At 47.1% G+C, this 14895-nt stretch carries 14 protein-coding genes; 7 read left to right on the top strand and 7 right to left on the bottom strand.

Features of this window, described 5'->3' with window-relative positions; all coding sequences use genetic code 11:
• Positions 1–32: 32 nt before the first annotated feature.
• Both E8M12_RS08115 and E8M12_RS08120 read left to right on the top strand, forming a co-directional pair.
• The gene (locus E8M12_RS08115; protein ID WP_136735611.1) at positions 33–758 is read left to right on the top strand and encodes a YebC/PmpR family DNA-binding transcriptional regulator; all 726 of its coding nucleotides are present in this window, start codon (positions 33–35) and stop codon (positions 756–758) included.
• 222 nt (positions 759–980) lie between these two features.
• Complete coding sequence (locus E8M12_RS08120; RefSeq protein WP_136735613.1) at positions 981–1376, top strand: hypothetical protein; 396 nt, start codon at positions 981–983, stop codon at positions 1374–1376.
• Positions 1377–1445: 69 nt separating this feature from the next.
• Here the strand turns inward: E8M12_RS08120 and E8M12_RS08125 are convergent, their stop codons facing one another.
• The 3 genes from E8M12_RS08125 to E8M12_RS08135 form a co-directional block, all read right to left on the bottom strand.
• A complete protein-coding gene (locus E8M12_RS08125) occupies positions 1446–2111 on the bottom strand; it encodes a glutathione S-transferase family protein (RefSeq protein WP_136735615.1) in 666 nt (221 codons plus the stop codon).
• Between the two features lie 371 nt (positions 2112–2482).
• Complete coding sequence (locus tag E8M12_RS08130) at positions 2483–3139, bottom strand: SDR family NAD(P)-dependent oxidoreductase (RefSeq protein ID WP_136735617.1); 657 nt, start codon at positions 3137–3139, stop codon at positions 2483–2485.
• Between the two features lie 93 nt (positions 3140–3232).
• Positions 3233–4315 carry a polysaccharide deacetylase family protein gene (locus tag E8M12_RS08135; RefSeq protein ID WP_136735619.1) on the bottom strand — a complete coding sequence of 361 codons (1083 nt, stop codon included), beginning with the start codon at positions 4313–4315 and terminating at the stop codon, positions 3233–3235.
• 96 nt (positions 4316–4411) lie between these two features.
• On the opposite strand from E8M12_RS08135, the gene dinF reads away from it, so the two are divergent.
• On the top strand, positions 4412–5773 hold the full coding sequence (dinF, locus tag E8M12_RS08140) for an MATE family efflux transporter DinF (protein WP_246034060.1): 1362 nt from the start codon (positions 4412–4414) through the stop codon (positions 5771–5773).
• Positions 5774–5790: 17 nt separating this feature from the next.
• A complete protein-coding gene (locus tag E8M12_RS08145) occupies positions 5791–7083 on the top strand; it encodes an MFS transporter (RefSeq protein WP_136735620.1) in 1293 nt (430 codons plus the stop codon).
• Here the strand turns inward: E8M12_RS08145 and E8M12_RS08150 are convergent.
• The 4 genes from E8M12_RS08150 to E8M12_RS08165 all read right to left on the bottom strand — a co-directional run bounded on the left by E8M12_RS08150 (position 7073) and on the right by E8M12_RS08165 (position 11133).
• On the bottom strand, positions 7073–7504 hold the full coding sequence (locus E8M12_RS08150; RefSeq protein ID WP_136735622.1) for a hypothetical protein: 432 nt from the start codon (positions 7502–7504) through the stop codon (positions 7073–7075). The genes E8M12_RS08145 and E8M12_RS08150 overlap by 11 nt on opposite strands.
• Before the next feature lie 163 nt (positions 7505–7667).
• On the bottom strand, positions 7668–8939 hold the full coding sequence (locus E8M12_RS08155; RefSeq protein ID WP_136735624.1) for an amidohydrolase family protein: 1272 nt from the start codon (positions 8937–8939) through the stop codon (positions 7668–7670).
• Positions 8936–10363 carry an amidohydrolase gene (locus E8M12_RS08160; RefSeq protein ID WP_136735626.1) on the bottom strand — a complete coding sequence of 476 codons (1428 nt, stop codon included), beginning with the start codon at positions 10361–10363 and terminating at the stop codon, positions 8936–8938. Before E8M12_RS08160 ends, E8M12_RS08155 begins: the two co-directional genes overlap by 4 nt.
• Before the next feature lie 242 nt (positions 10364–10605).
• The gene (locus E8M12_RS08165; protein WP_169303077.1) at positions 10606–11133 is read right to left on the bottom strand and encodes a DUF1579 family protein; all 528 of its coding nucleotides are present in this window, start codon (positions 11131–11133) and stop codon (positions 10606–10608) included.
• 171 nt (positions 11134–11304) lie between these two features.
• Between E8M12_RS08165 and ubiD the strand changes: the two genes are divergently transcribed.
• The 3 genes from ubiD to E8M12_RS08180 all read left to right on the top strand — a co-directional run bounded on the left by ubiD (position 11305) and on the right by E8M12_RS08180 (position 14895).
• Entirely contained in the window at positions 11305–12771 is a 1467-nt protein-coding gene (gene ubiD, locus E8M12_RS08170) for a 4-hydroxy-3-polyprenylbenzoate decarboxylase (protein WP_136735630.1), read from the top strand.
• A gap of 117 nt (positions 12772–12888) precedes the next feature.
• Entirely contained in the window at positions 12889–13587 is a 699-nt protein-coding gene (fre, locus tag E8M12_RS08175) for an NAD(P)H-flavin reductase (protein WP_136735698.1), read from the top strand.
• A gap of 117 nt (positions 13588–13704) precedes the next feature.
• Positions 13705–14895 carry a cation:proton antiporter gene (locus E8M12_RS08180; protein WP_246034061.1) on the top strand — a complete coding sequence of 397 codons (1191 nt, stop codon included), beginning with the start codon at positions 13705–13707 and terminating at the stop codon, positions 14893–14895.

Below are 14895 nucleotides of genomic sequence, written 5' to 3' on the forward strand. Positions count from 1 at the left end.
GCCGGGCAGTAATCAATGAAAGAGACAAGTTAATGGGTAGAGCGTTCCAAAACCGTAAAGAGTCCATGGCTAAAACCCAGGGACAAAAGACTAAGGTGTATTCCAAATACGGTAAAGAAATCTATGTTTGCGCCAAGAATGGCGGTGTAGATCCTGATGGTAACCTGGCACTACGTCGTTTAATTGAAAAAGCGAAAAAAGATCAGGTACCAACTCACGTAATTGAAAAGGCCATTGATAAAGCCAAAGGTGGCGGCGGAGAAAACTACGAAACTGCGCGCTACGAGGGCTTTGGACCGGGTGGTTGCATGGTAATCGTTGACTGTCTTACCGATAACACTAACCGGACGATTAAAGACGTTCGTCAGGCCTTTACGAAAACGGATTCCAAAATCGGTGGTCCGGGCTCTGCGGCTCACATGTTTGACCATCAGGCACTGTTTTCTTTTGAACATGATGATGAAGAGGCAGTACTGGAAGCCCTGATGATGGCTGATGTCGATGTGACTGATATCGAAAATGAAGACGGCATGATGACCGTATTCGCGCCGCATACGGAATTCTTCAAAGCCAAAACCGCCTTAACCGATGCGTTTGACGGTATTAATTTCGAAATGGAAGAAATTACCTGGGTACCGCAAACCTATACCAAAATCAGTAGCGAAGAAGATTTGGCGAACTTTGAAAAGTTCATCAATATGCTAAATGACAGTGATGATGTGCAAAACATTTATCATAATGCGGAATTAGATAACTAGTCCTATCCGCATTAAGTTTTAACGTAAAAAAGCCAGCTTAAGTTAAGCTGGCTTTTTTGTGTTTAAAGTAAGCATCAGGCGCTGCCCCGGCAATATCTGGCCACCAGTCTGCAGCCGTTCAGATTTGTGCAAGATAAGCTCTTGAAAAAATTACCGTTACCTTTGATTTAAGCAATTTTCTGCTAATCTCATTACAAACATGAAAACTTTACAAGGTATCCGATGGAAGCAACAGTAACTACCTGGGCCCTGGAGTTTATTCGCTGGTTTACCATGCTTTTCGGTGCATTTGGGGTGGTTATCACTATCGTGCCGTCGCCGATATTTGCCTTGCTGGGCCGGCTCAAGCATCTCTTCTTTCTTCACTTCGTCGCGGTTGCCCTGCGCTTTCTATTCGGCGCTGCCTTGCTTTATACCGCAGGCCAAAGTAAGTTTCCGGAAGTGATCACCGTTCTTGGTTATATTTCCCTGGTTGCCGGCGTGGTACTGATGTTGATTGGCCGTAATCGCTTTATGCGCCTTATCGCCTTTATCGTACGCCTGACACCTTTGGTGCACGTGGTGGTTGGCCTGGTAACGGTAATACTTGCGGTTTTTATCCTCTACGCCTACCACTAACTAATGGGCCGGCGCTCCCGTTTTACCAACGATGGTTCGGAGCATCGGCCCTAAAAGTCGCTTAACCGCTTAGCTAATAAACGCCTGCATCATTGCCTTTTCTTCAGCAATGATGTTGGCAAAGATAGGCTGGTTATGTAAACGTTCAACATAAGCGGCTAGCTTCGGATATTGGCTGGCATCGACACGCTCATTACAATAATGCAGGGTCATAAACATCCCGCCGACCATAATGTCCGCAAACGTCATACTGTCACCGACCAGATAATCGTTGTTTAGCTCACTTTCTAAATAGGTAAGGATCGCTGGAATTTCCGTTTCCAGGGCAAGTTTTATATCGGCTTCGATAGGAGCGCGCTTAAAGACGAATGGCGCAAGAATGCGCTCAGCAAACAAGTGAGCACCGAATGCTGTCATCATTACGCTGCTGGCGTACTGGCTGAACCACAAGGCCCGGGCTGACAAAATCGGGTCGTTAGGAAGCAACGGCTTTTCCGCAAAGGCTTTTTCCAGATAGGCACAGATCACTTCAGAATCACTGATATATTGTTCACCAACCTTAAACAAAGGGATTTTGCCTAACGGACTGTTGTCTTTGAATTCTTCAGGGATATCACTACTGAAAGGCACCACATTGACCTGCTGGTAATCCAGGCCTTTATAGGCCAATACCAAGCGCACTTTACGAACAAAAGGTGATATTGGTGCACCAAACAGGGTTAATTCTTGACTCATTTATTTATACCAATTCCACTGAGTGTTTTCCCACTCAGTGAGAATTTAAAGGCGTTTAGGCAAGGCGTTGATTGCAGAGAATGGTCGCTCCATTGTCAAAATCAATAACGCAGAATAAACGCCTTTAAAACTCACCCGTAGGGAGTTTATCAGAGGCCCATTTACCGCCCTATATTTCATTAATATAGAATGACTATATCAATGAAATCTATGTTGTAAATGAGCTTCTGCCCTAACTCTGAGTTGTGCAAAAACTCAATGGAATTGGTATTAGTCTCTATTTACTTACGAAAACAGAGATATTGGGTTTGTTTGGCTAAATTCAATTGGTTGTCGTCATGGCAATCAGTAAATTCCATGGCGAGGTTTCACTACCATGAAATTTCCGTGCGATCGCGAAAGAAACCTCCGCTGGGGCCATCATCTGGCAAGGTTGCCAGCCAGATTCCGGTATCAGCGCCTTCTGCAACTGAACGATCCGCCTCTTTACCGCCCATTCGGGTTCGCACCCAGCCAGGACACATGGCGTTAATCTTTACGTTATCGGGCAGATCACGAGCGGCACAAACGGTAAGCGCATTGAGAGACGCTTTGGCAACGCCATATGCGCCGGGACCTTCGAGACCTGCGGCAAACGCCCCCCAACCGGAGGAGATGTTTACGACCCGGCCATAATTTTGCTGTATCATCGCTGGTACCAACAAATGCATCAGCAAAAAGGGTCCACGCACCATGACTGCCATCGATGAATCAAATTCATTAATTTCATCAAGGACATGGCCTTCGCCGAGAATTCCCGCGTTGTTTACCAGAACATCAACACTTCCTAACATTGCAACGGCACGTTTAATGCTGTTTTCATCACCAACATCTAATGCTATCGCTTCAGCACCTATCTCTTTAGCCGCTTTTTCTCCCAGGGAAATATCGCGAGCGCCGATAATGACCTGGTAGCCTTTGGTCGCCAATCCTTTGGCTATTTCCAGTCCGATGCCACGGTTTGCTCCGGTGACTAATGCGCGCTTCATAGCCAATGCCTCGCCATCAATGTGAACTTTGCTTCATGTAAAACAAAGTTTATACCAATGTGTCGAATGATCAGTCTTCAATAGGGATTGGTATTAATCGCTATACCAGCTACCATCGGCTTTTTTCACAAACCAGGGGCGGGAATACCAATAATATCGACCCGGATTATTGATACTCGGTGCGGTGCAGTTTGCCCTGACCCGACCCGTCGTTAACGGTTGCTTAATTAACAGGTTAACTGCCGATTTATCTTCTGCCCACTTAACATCAACTCGACCCTGTCCGGAAACAAAGCAACTTAATTGTGATGGCGAAAAATCATCTACGCTCAGATGGATGATCTTATCTAGTTCTTCCGGGTCAGTGCTAGCGGCAACAATCGTGTCACTTCGCTGGCTGTCACTGGCAATGTTAAAAGGTAAAGAGTTAAGCTTAGTGGCAAGCGGTTTTAACTTGTCATAGGGCTGAGAAGCCGGAAACCTTGGTACGGCGGTCAAATCGGTATTCAGGCCAACGGCTCCGGATTGCTGGGTAAATACCACATAATCCAGCGCCTGGAGTTGCTGTTGTATATCGGCATGGTATTCTCCGTAAGGCAAAGCAAAGTATTTCCATGACTGTCCCAGTTTCTCTTTGAGGATCTGTTCCGATTCCTGCAACTGCTTGATTTTTTCCGCTACCCAGCTCTGATTCGTCATCCCTGCAGGCGTTTTTATTAATGAATCATGGTGCAAACCATGATTGGCAATTAATACGCCATCATCAGACATGACTTTGAGCTGTGCCCAGGTCAGATAACCTGATTTTTGTTTCGCGACTTTGCCCGGGTTGATGAACAGGGTATAGGGATAATCGAACTCCTTCAGGATTGGATGGGCTTGCTCATAAATATCGGTATAGCCGTCGTCAAAGGTAATGACCACAGTTTTATCGGCAATTTTTTTGCCTGCTTTTAAATTATCTACCAGTTCATTTAACGGGATAACAGTAAAACCATGATCGCGTAAATAGGTTAAGTGCCTGGTAAATTGAGCCGGAGATAACGAGGTGCTGACGGGCGTGTCTTCACTGACATGGTGATAGACTAGGATCACCGCAGCCTGAGCGCTGGCAACTGGAAGTAATATTAATAGCGTTACTATTAGACGATGGATAAATGACTTTAGGAGCTTCATATAAGCCTCGTGAACGAACCGCTAATTTAATGCTGATGATCGCTTAACACGTGTTATTATTCAAGAAGTTAATCGCATCAGAGCAAAGGCAAATCCTTGACTGTATCGTCAACCCGGGACACTTCACCGATAAATGCAAAGACCGAACGAAAAGCTCTTTTCGCGCTTGCCGTTCCGATGATCTTATCGAATATCACGGTGCCACTTTTAGGCCTGGTAGATACTGGAGTGATTGGTCACTTACCTGAAGCTTACTTTCTTGGGGCTACTGCCGTCGGTGCGATGATCATCACCTTTATCACCTGGTTTTGTGGATTTCTCCGCATGTCAACGACCGGCCTGGTGGCCCAGGCATTCGGTAGTGAAAACCAGACTCAGATGTTTTTAGTATTAAGCCGCGGACTTATAGTGGCTCTGGCTATTGGCGTTCTGATGATAATGTGTCAGGTGCCATACATTCAATTTTCATTGGCACTCGCCGGAGGCAGCGAGCAGGTTCAGTATTACGCAGAGCAGTATGCCAGTATTCGCATCTGGGGCTTTCCCGCTTCTTTATGTAACCTGGTTATTCTCGGCTGGTTGCTCGGCATGCACAAAGCCAAATACGCCATGTGGCTGTTGATCATCACCAACGTCATCAACCTGTTACTCGACTTGCTGTTTGTTATCGGTTTTGACTGGCAGGTTCTGGGTATTGCCTGGGCGACGATCATCGCTGAATACACGAGTTTTATTCTCGGCTTGTATATGGTTCACAAAACCATTGGTCTGAACAAACGACAAAGACAGGAAATCTGGTCAGGTTTAAAGCAACACTTGCTGGATAAAGCGCAGCTTATTCCCTTTGTGAAACTGAATAGAGATATTGTTATTCGTACCCTGTGCCTGGAAATCTGCTTTGTTTTTATCACGTTTCAGGGAGCTCGCCTTGGTGATACGGTGGTTGCCGCCAATGCAATCTTGCTAAACTTTTTACTGTTAATATCCTTCGGACTCGATGGCATTGCCTATGGCGCTGAGGCCAGGGTGGGTCGCGCTAAAGGGGCAAAAGACCAGTCAGCCCTGGCGCTTTCCGTTAATACCGCCCTTATCTTCAATGGCTTATTCGCGGTTTTCTATAGCCTGTTATTTTTGTTTTTAGGACACTGGTTCATTACCTTGCTGACCAGTATTGATTCAGTGATTACCTATGCGGATCAATTTTTACCCTGGATGGTCGCCCTGCCGATTGTTGCCTGTTGGTGTTATCTGTTTGATGGCATTTATATCGGCCTTACCCAGGCCAAAGCGATGCGAAATTCGATGGTGATTGCGACGTTTGGCTGTTTTTTCCCGGCCTGGTGGCTGCTCCAGGATTTTGGTAATCATGGGCTTTGGGCAGCATTTACTATTTTTATGGCAAGCCGGGGAGTAACCTTAGGCCTGCATTATCAAAAACATCATCATAAATTTGTATAATTAGAGCTAATCAAACCATGGAATCGTTTTTATCGTGGATCAACCCAACCCTGTTTGTGGTTTGCCTGGCCATGCTGGCAGGTGTCTGGGTACTGAATAAAGTCTATCGTTACCCGAGAAATATCTGGGTGCTTGTCGTGTCTCAGCCTCTGCTGCTTTGTATTTCTCCAACGATGACATTTATCAGCGGCTTATTGGCCAGGGAGATTGCTCCGAATCCAACGCTTGCGACGTTACCGCTCAGTATGATGATCGTCGGATTGGCATTATCCACATTGTTAGCCGCTCGATTAAGCGCCGTATTTGGGCGTAAAGCATCCACCAATATTGGCTATAGTATTGCAATTTTCGGGGCGGTATTGGCGACATTGGCGGCAAAGCATCAAAATTTCTATTTATTAATTAGCGCAAGTGTTTGCTTTGGCTCCAGCCTGGCGTTTTCACAGCAGCTAAGGTTTGCGGCGCTGGAAAGTGTTGCTGAAAAAGATGGACCGAAAGTCATTTCTGCGCTGATGTTATCTGGTATAGCGGCAGCGATGATAGGTCCAGAGGTCGCCTTGATCAGCAAAGACTGGTTACCATCCCAGGGGGCTTACGCAGGCTCCTTTGTTGCCCTCGCGGGTTTGATTTTGCTGAGCATGGCAGTCTTTCAGTGGTTCAGTAATCCACAGGTGACGGAAATCGCAACCGTTGAGACTAAGGGCAGACCGTTAGGCGAGATTGCCAGGCAACCAGTATTCATGGTGGCGGTGTGCTCTGCGGCTATCGGCTATGGAGTGATGAGTTTGTTGATGACTGCCACGCCGTTAAGTATGCACGATGTTCATGGTCATAGCCTGTCGGATACCAAATGGGTGATTCAAAGCCATATTGCCGCCATGTTTTTGCCGTCCTTATTCACAGGTAGTCTGATTAAGCGCTTTGGCGCAGGAAATATTCTTATTGCGGGTACTATGGTGATGTTGCTTGTACTGGTAATCGCCTTACGCGGACATCAGGTTGTGCATTATTGGTGGGCTCTGGTGTTGCTTGGCATCGGCTGGAATTTTCTGTTTATTACTGGCACGGTCATTTTACCGCAGAGTTATCAGCATAATGAGAGATTTAAAGTCCAGGCCGTGAATGATTTTACGGTATTTACGGTCCAGGCTCTCGGCTCTTTACTAGCGGGGTACCTGTTGTTTTCCAGCAATTGGCACACATTAATTATGATTGCTTCGCCTTTGGTGGCTATTATGCTGCTGATCAGTGTCATTCAGTACCGACGAGAAAAACGAGCCAGGACAGAGTTGGTTAATTCTAACCTTTAGGTCCCGATGCGCCTTCATTGCACTCGCCGCGGATGCTTAAAAATTCGCGGCTGAGGTTTCGTTCAAACACCATATAGCCCTTAGTGCAAAATCCAGTTTCAGTCATCACCAGTTGCAGGCGCTGTTCAAGTAGTTCCGCCAGGCTTTCCGTCTGACGCTCAGCACCCATACCCCCTGAAAAATTTTCATCCCCTCTTCGTTTAACCGCTTTATCACCTTTTCGATCAGGTTTTGCTTTCTTGAGCTTTGCTAATTCGATAAATAACTCAAATCGTTTGGAACCATCATCGCTGATATTGGTGACAAAATTTTGATTGAGTACCTTAGGTTTGCTGGTGCAGGCGACGAGAGCGAGTGTGGCAGTTATTAGGGAAAGGTATTTGAGTTGGACAATCATCCGCAATCCAATTTTTATCAACAATATGTTGAGGTTACAGGGAAATTATCGGCATGTCTGTAAAGTAATCGTAAAAATCAAGGGGTCAGAGTAGTTGATTTTCAACAACTCTGACCCCTTGATTTTTTATTAAAGAAACCGGCAAATGCCGGTTTCTTTAAGGGTAGTTTTGGTTTCGCTTTAAAATTTATGGGCGAGTGTATTGCACTGGCTTGTCAGATTTTAAGCTCAGGTAACGGTCACGCAGCTTGGTCTGGCGTGATTCCAGTTTTACCTCTTCACCATTGATGATGACATTGGTTGGTGCATGCATAACCTCTAACGGGTCACCTGACCACACCACAACATCGGCGGTCATACCGGCTTTCAGGCTGCCATGGCTGTCTTCCAGACCATAGATTTTAGCCACTGAAGACGTTAACGCCGCCAGGCCTGCCTGATACGGCAAACCATTAGCAACCGCATTACCGGCATTTTGAGTAGCCAGGCGAATGTTATGAGTGTTCATACCAATGGCTACATTGACACCTGCTTCGTTTAAACGTCCGGCGTTCGCTAAGGTTGCCGCATTTTGCTCAAAACTGTATGGCAGGTTAGATTCCGGGTTAAGGATGACCGAGAAACCGGCTTTGCCAATGTCATCGGCAACGCGCCAGCCTTCGGCGGCACCCACTAACGTAATGTCTAATGCAGAAAACTCTTTTTTCAGGGCAATAACCTGACGGATATCGGTAGCGCGATGCGCGATCACTAACAGTGGCATCTCACCTTTCAGGACAGGGATCAGGGCTTTGACATCCGCGACTGGCATCCCATGCCACTCAGTTTGTGGGGTGAAACGAATGTTTTTTGCATACTCAGCCTGGTTTAATGCATCGCGAAGTTCAACCCATAGGGCAGCACGACTGCCACCGGCTTTCTCGGCACCATGTTCGCTGACATCAACGACCATAAAGGCACGAGCCTTAGTAACTGGTGTTTCATCATTGCCTAAGGTGACGATTGCGCCCTGGCCTTTAAACATAGTAGCCGTTTGCGACACGGCGCTGGCAACACTGGTAAAGCCTTCAATGCGGGTAATATTCCGTAAGCTGGTATCCGGTGTAATCGCATAGGAGGCATCTAAAGCCGCACTAATCGTTGCTTTGCCTGCATTGGCATCAACGCCTGAACCATAGGAAGGGACTTCCACCAAACCTAATGAAGTAAAAGCTCCCATTAAACCAGGCGTTACCACTTTACCTTTGGCATCAATAACGCGATAGTCGCCAGAAACCGTGATGTCTTTGCCAACTTTGCTGATTTTGTTATCTTCGATGAGCACGGTAGCATTATTCAGGGTACCGGTCGAAGTCATGGTATGCACTTTACCGCCAACGATGGCTATTTTTTCTGCCATCGCACCTGTGCTGACAGTCAGACCAGCGGCAATGATTGAGGCAATTAACGTCTTATTCATTTTTGATCTCCTTCGCCTGCTTGTCCTAATTCAAAGTCACTGACTGCCCAGCTTCCAGGGTTATTTCGGTCGAATGCCAGGCCACCGTCAATATAGACTAGCTCCGCCTGGGCGTAGGTTGAGAAAGGATCTGCAGACCAAAGCACTACATCGGCGTTTTTACCAACTTCCAGAGAACCTGTTTGTTCAAAAATACCTAAGGATTTTGCCGGGTTAGCCGATAACCAGGTCCATGCCTGGGCTTTAGAGATGTCGATACCTGCGCGTTGGCCGTCAGATAAGGCTTTGGCCGCTTCCTGATTCAGGCGTTGAATACCCTGGTCGGAATCGGAGTGAACAATAGCACAGGCGCCGGCCTGCTCGACCATTGGGATGTTCTCGCGAATACCATCATAGGCTTCCATTTTAAAGCCCCACCAGTCAGCCCACATTGCCGAGCAGATGTTATTTTCGGCAAGTTTGTCGGCAATTTTGTATGCTTCTACACCGTGTTGGAAACTGGCGATTTGATAATTAAACTCTTTCATCACATCGATCATGACCACCATTTCGTCGGCGCGGTAACAGTGCATGTGTACCAGGATGTCACCATCGAGGACGCCGGCTAAGGTGTCGTTTGCCAGATCGCGTTTTGGCGCTTTTGGATTTTTGCCAGCGTCATAATCGTCGTAATACTTTTCCCATTGCTCTTTATAGGCCTGTGCATCAATCCACGCCTGGCGATAACCAGCCACGTTACCCATGCGGGTCATTGGACCGCCTTTTTTGCCATAGACACGTTTCGGGTTTTCACCACAGGCCATTTTTAAGCCATAAGGCGCATCCGGAAATTTCATATCCTGAATGGTTCGGTTTGGCAGGTTTTTCACGGTAACGCTGCGACCACCTACCAGGTTGGCAGAACCTGGCAATATTTGCATTGAGGTGACACCGCCGGCTAAAGCACGACGAAAACCTGGATCCTGTGGCCAGATAGAGTGCTCAGCCCAAACTGCTGCGGTTACCGGCTTGGTCATTTCATTGCCATCCGCATGAGCATGTGCGTCGGGTGTTGCATAAACCCCTAAGTGAGAATGCGCATCAACAATACCTGGCGTTACCCATTTACCTTCACCATCGATGGTTTTAGCGCCATCTGGTGCACTAATATCTGTACCCACAGCAGTGATTTTGCCGTTTTCTAGCAAGATGGATGCATTTTCCATTTGCCCGCCAACACCATCAAGCAAGGTCACGTTGGTGATCAATGTGGTCTCTGAAGGCAGTGGCTTATACGTACTCGGGAAAGGGTTTTTGTTTATTTCGACCAGGGCGTCCTGTTCTTTGGAATCTTTATTTTCTGCTTCGCCGCAACCTGCAAGAGTTGCAAGTGCCAGCAGCGAGACTCCGGTGAACAACGCCTTGTTGAGCGTTTTATTAATCATAGTTTCTCTTACGTTATTGAAATAGTTGTTCGGATAGTCGATTGATGCTAACAGGGTGTCCAACATTTGTCATGGTCGTTGATCGGGAAAAACAGGGTGTTGGGCGGGAGGGAGATTGCATCGGCGAGGACGTTGTCGGTGAGGATTTCATCGCTGAGGACTGCGTCGAAGATAGCCTATTGTGATCAGCCTTCGTCACCTTTAGACACCCTTCGACACCCGAAGCAGCATTCTATGCTGCTTCAATCACTTGATTTGGGTGCCCTCACATACCGGCCATTAAATAGTACCTGCCACTCGCCAGCGGCACTGCGTTGCTGCCAAATTTGCCGGACATCGCCGTTATCCAACGCCTGCCAACTGATTTTCTGTTCGATGGTTTTGCCGTCTTTGTTGACAATTTCACCTTTAAGCACCATTTTGCCATCGCTGAACTGGCCATCGAGTTGCAATAGTAAACCAGAGTTATCTACCCAGGTCTGGTGCCAGCTGGCGTTTTGTTTATTAAATATATTCAGGCTCTTTCCGGCAAATCCATTGGCCGTCTGATATTCTTCCAAAATGCTGCAATCGCCGAGGATTTTGGTAATTTTACTACTCGAAGGAGCATTGCCATTATTGGCGCTGCCATTGGTTTCGTTGAAGACTTGCCACTCGCCAAGCCAAAAATCGAACTGACTATATCCGTCGCCTTTACAGTTACTATTTGCCATTGCGGGCCACGAAATCATCGCGATAATAATCACCAACAATCGGGTTTGCTTTTTCATTCCCATAAGAACCTAAATTAGCTTATTTAAAACAATAGATTACAACCTTTAGATTAGATTCTTCCCGGTTAACACTCAACTTTTTGATAAAACTGCCGCTTTGTTGGGCTTTCTTATCTCCAGCCGTTATAATAGCCAGCATTTGTGTAAACACAGCGTTTAGCGGACTTTATGAAATACAAAGATTTACGCGACTTTATTGATAAACTGGAACAACAAGGCCAGTTGAAGCGCATTCGCCAGCCAATATCTACAGATTTGGTGATGACGGAAATCAGTGATCGAACCCTGAAAGCTAAGGGCCCGGCATTGTTATTTGAAAACCCGATTGGCCACGATATGCCGGTTCTTACCAACTTATTTGGTACGCCTGAACGTGTTGCAATGGCAATGGGGCAGGAGAATGTCGCTGCGTTGCGTGAAGTTGGCAAGTTACTGGCGATGCTGAAGGAACCTGAACCACCGAAAGGGTTTAAAGACGCTATCGATAAAATGCCAATATTTAAGCAAGTCTTGAATATGCCCGCTAAACGCCTGAAAAAAGCGCCCTGTCAGGAGTTTGTAATGACTGGCGACGAGGTAGATTTAACCAAATTACCCATCCAGCGTTGCTGGCCGGGTGATGTGGCACCGCTTATTACCTGGGGCTTAACGGTAACCCGAGGGCCGGAAAAAGAGCGTCAGAATCTTGGTATTTACCGTCAGCAATTACTGGGTCCGAATAAAGTGATTATGCGCTGGTTGTCACATCGCGGCGGTGCTTTGGATTTTCAGGAGTTCAAACAACGTCACCCGGGGGAAAAGTTTCCGGTATCGGTTGCATTAGGGGCCGATCCTGCCACTATCCTTGGCGCCGTTACTCCGGTGCCAGATTCATTATCTGAGTATGCGTTTGCCGGTTTGTTGCGAGGCAGTAAAACCGAAGTGGTGAAGTGCCTGAGTAACGATCTGGAAGTACCCGCATCGGCCGAGATTGTTCTCGAAGGTTATATCGATCCAGATGAAATGGCACCGGAAGGGCCTTATGGCGATCATACCGGTTATTACAATGAAGTGGATGACTTCCCGGTATTCACTGTGACTCACGTTACTCATCGAAAAGAACCGATTTATCACAGCACTTATACCGGACGTCCACCAGATGAGCCGGCGATTTTGGGAGTGGCACTAAACGAAGTGTTTGTGCCACTGATTCAAAAGCAATTTCCGGAAATTGTCGATTTTTACCTGCCGCCAGAAGGTTGTTCGTATCGCATGGCAGTGGTGACCATGAAGAAGCAGTATCCAGGTCACGCTAAGCGAGTCATGATGGGCGTATGGTCGTTTTTACGTCAGTTTATGTACACCAAGTTTGTGATTGTCTGTGATGATGATGTCGACGCGCGCAACTGGGAAGACGTAATCTGGGCGATGACTACCCGTATGGATCCGGCACGAGATACGACGTTAGTGGAAAACACACCGATTGATTACCTGGATTTTGCGTCGCCGGTTTCTGGCTTAGGTTCAAAAATGGGCATGGATGCAACCAATAAATGGCCGGGAGAAACCGACCGTGAATGGGGTACCCCCATCGTTATGGATCAGGCTGTTATCGATGAAGTCGATGCCCTGTGGGATGACTTAGATATTAACTAACGACAGGCTTTGGGCACCATGCCTAAGGCCAGTTTCTATAACCCGATAAAAACGAAAGACCTGTTCTGGACTAGGCTTAAAGAGCCCGGAACACCTGAGATGAGAAATAATTTAGAAATGAACACCATTAGCTGTAACGTTCAATCCATTACGCCGCTAACGGCACATGTATATCAGATTCTGTTAAAACCAGAGCCGGCTTGCGAATTTAAAGCCGGTCAATACCTGAACTTTGTAATGGGTGACGAAGATAAACGCCCATTTTCGATTGCCAGTAGTCCGGGTGATGAGCTAATCGAATTGCAAATCGGCGCATTTTCTGCCGATGGTTGGGCGATGCAGGTTATCGATCATATCAAGGCGAATGATGTTGTTACCATTGAAATGCCTGCCGGCAACGCCTATCTGCGCGAAGATAGCCATCGTCCGGTTATCCTGCTTGCTGGTGGTACCGGTTTCTCCTATATCAAGTCTATTTTAGGACAGCTGGTAAAATCGCAAACCGAGCGCCCGGTATGGGTATATTGGGGACTTCGCGATGAAACGGCCTGTTATCAACTGGCGGAAACCAAGGCTTTGGTGAAGCAATTGCCGCGCGCTAAATTTTTCCCTATCGTTGAAAACGCTTCCGCAAACTGGAATGGTCGTGTGGGTAAAGTCCATGAGCCATTGATGGAGGATATCTTCTCGTTAGAGCCTTATGATATCTACCTGGCTGGACGCTTTGATATGGTGGGTTTTTTACGTGAAGAATTCATCAACAAAGGGGCTTTGGTAGAACATATGTACGCCGATGCTTTTGCATTTATTAAGTAAAGCAATGTATTAAACACTGATTGTGGCGAAATGATTCAACAAGGGTGGTAATCTTGCATTTGGTTTGAAAATGCATCTATTCTATTTCGATAAATAACAAATCAATAATGTGAGAGTATGCCACCTTCGTTCAGTGCATCAGCCATGCATCCCCCCGAGCTACTAGTCCTTGGTGGCTTGTTACTTTGTGGTTGGGTAGCACATCGGCTTGGCGGCATACTGCATGTACCTCGGGTTACCCTGTTGCTGATGCTGGGTATCCTAGCCGGACCGTCGGCGTTTAATATCATTCCTGAAGACGTCGCCCAATTATTTCCCCAAGTTACTCACCTGGCCCTGGCGATGGTCGGCTTTTTACTTGGCGAAAGTCTGGCTGGTCGCGATATCAAAAAAAGCGGTGCTAAAGTCCTGACCATATCCATTGGAGAGACTCTTGGCGCGGCTGTCCTGGTTTTTATCTGCGTTGTTTTATTTACGCAGGATATCATCCTTGCTCTGTTGCTTGCCGGCATTGCCCCTGCTTCCGCACCGGCGGCGATACTCGATGTGGTAAGAGAGCATCGAGCCAAAGGCCCCCTGACCAGCACGGTGTTAGGCGTTGTTGCTATTGATGATGCCTGGGGTGTGATAATTTTCAGCCTGTTGCTGGTTATTGCCGAAGTCATGTTAGGGGAAAGTACCGGTTTTGCCGAGCTGGCGTTAGGCTTATGGGATGTGGGCGGTGCGATATTGCTGGGTATTGGCTGTGGCATACCTATGGCCTTTTTCACCGGCCGCCTGAAAAAAGGCGAACCATCGATTCTTGAGGCCTCCGGGTTTGTATTTATTACCGGAGGCCTCGCTCTGTATTTACAGGTCTCATACATTCTTGCCTGCATTGTCCTTGGTGCTACCGTTGCATTACGGGCTAAACACCACATCAGGCCATTTCGTGAAATTGAAGGCGCTAGCGAACCCTTTTTAGTTATCTTTTTCCTGCTGGCGGGTTACAAGTGTGAAATTGATTTGCTCACCACGATTGGCCTGCTTGGTATCGTCTATATTTTTGCCCGTAGTGCCGGCTTGATTATTGGTGGCGGCTTTGGAGCCAGAATCTCAGGCAGCAGCCCGCAGATTCAGACCAAAGTCGGCTGGTGTTTGTTGCCTCAGGCTGGTGTCGCACTTGGCTTGGCACTGTTGGCAAGTGAGCGATTACCAGCTTACAGTGAAATCATTCTGCCACTAATTGTCTCTACTACTGTGGTATTTGAGATTGCGGGACCCTTGATTACCCAATTGCAGTTAAAACGATCTGGAGAGATCCGCTAA

This window comes from Thalassotalea mangrovi (assembly GCF_005116735.1).
In the GTDB taxonomy this organism is placed as follows: domain Bacteria; phylum Pseudomonadota; class Gammaproteobacteria; order Enterobacterales; family Alteromonadaceae; genus Thalassotalea_A; species Thalassotalea_A mangrovi.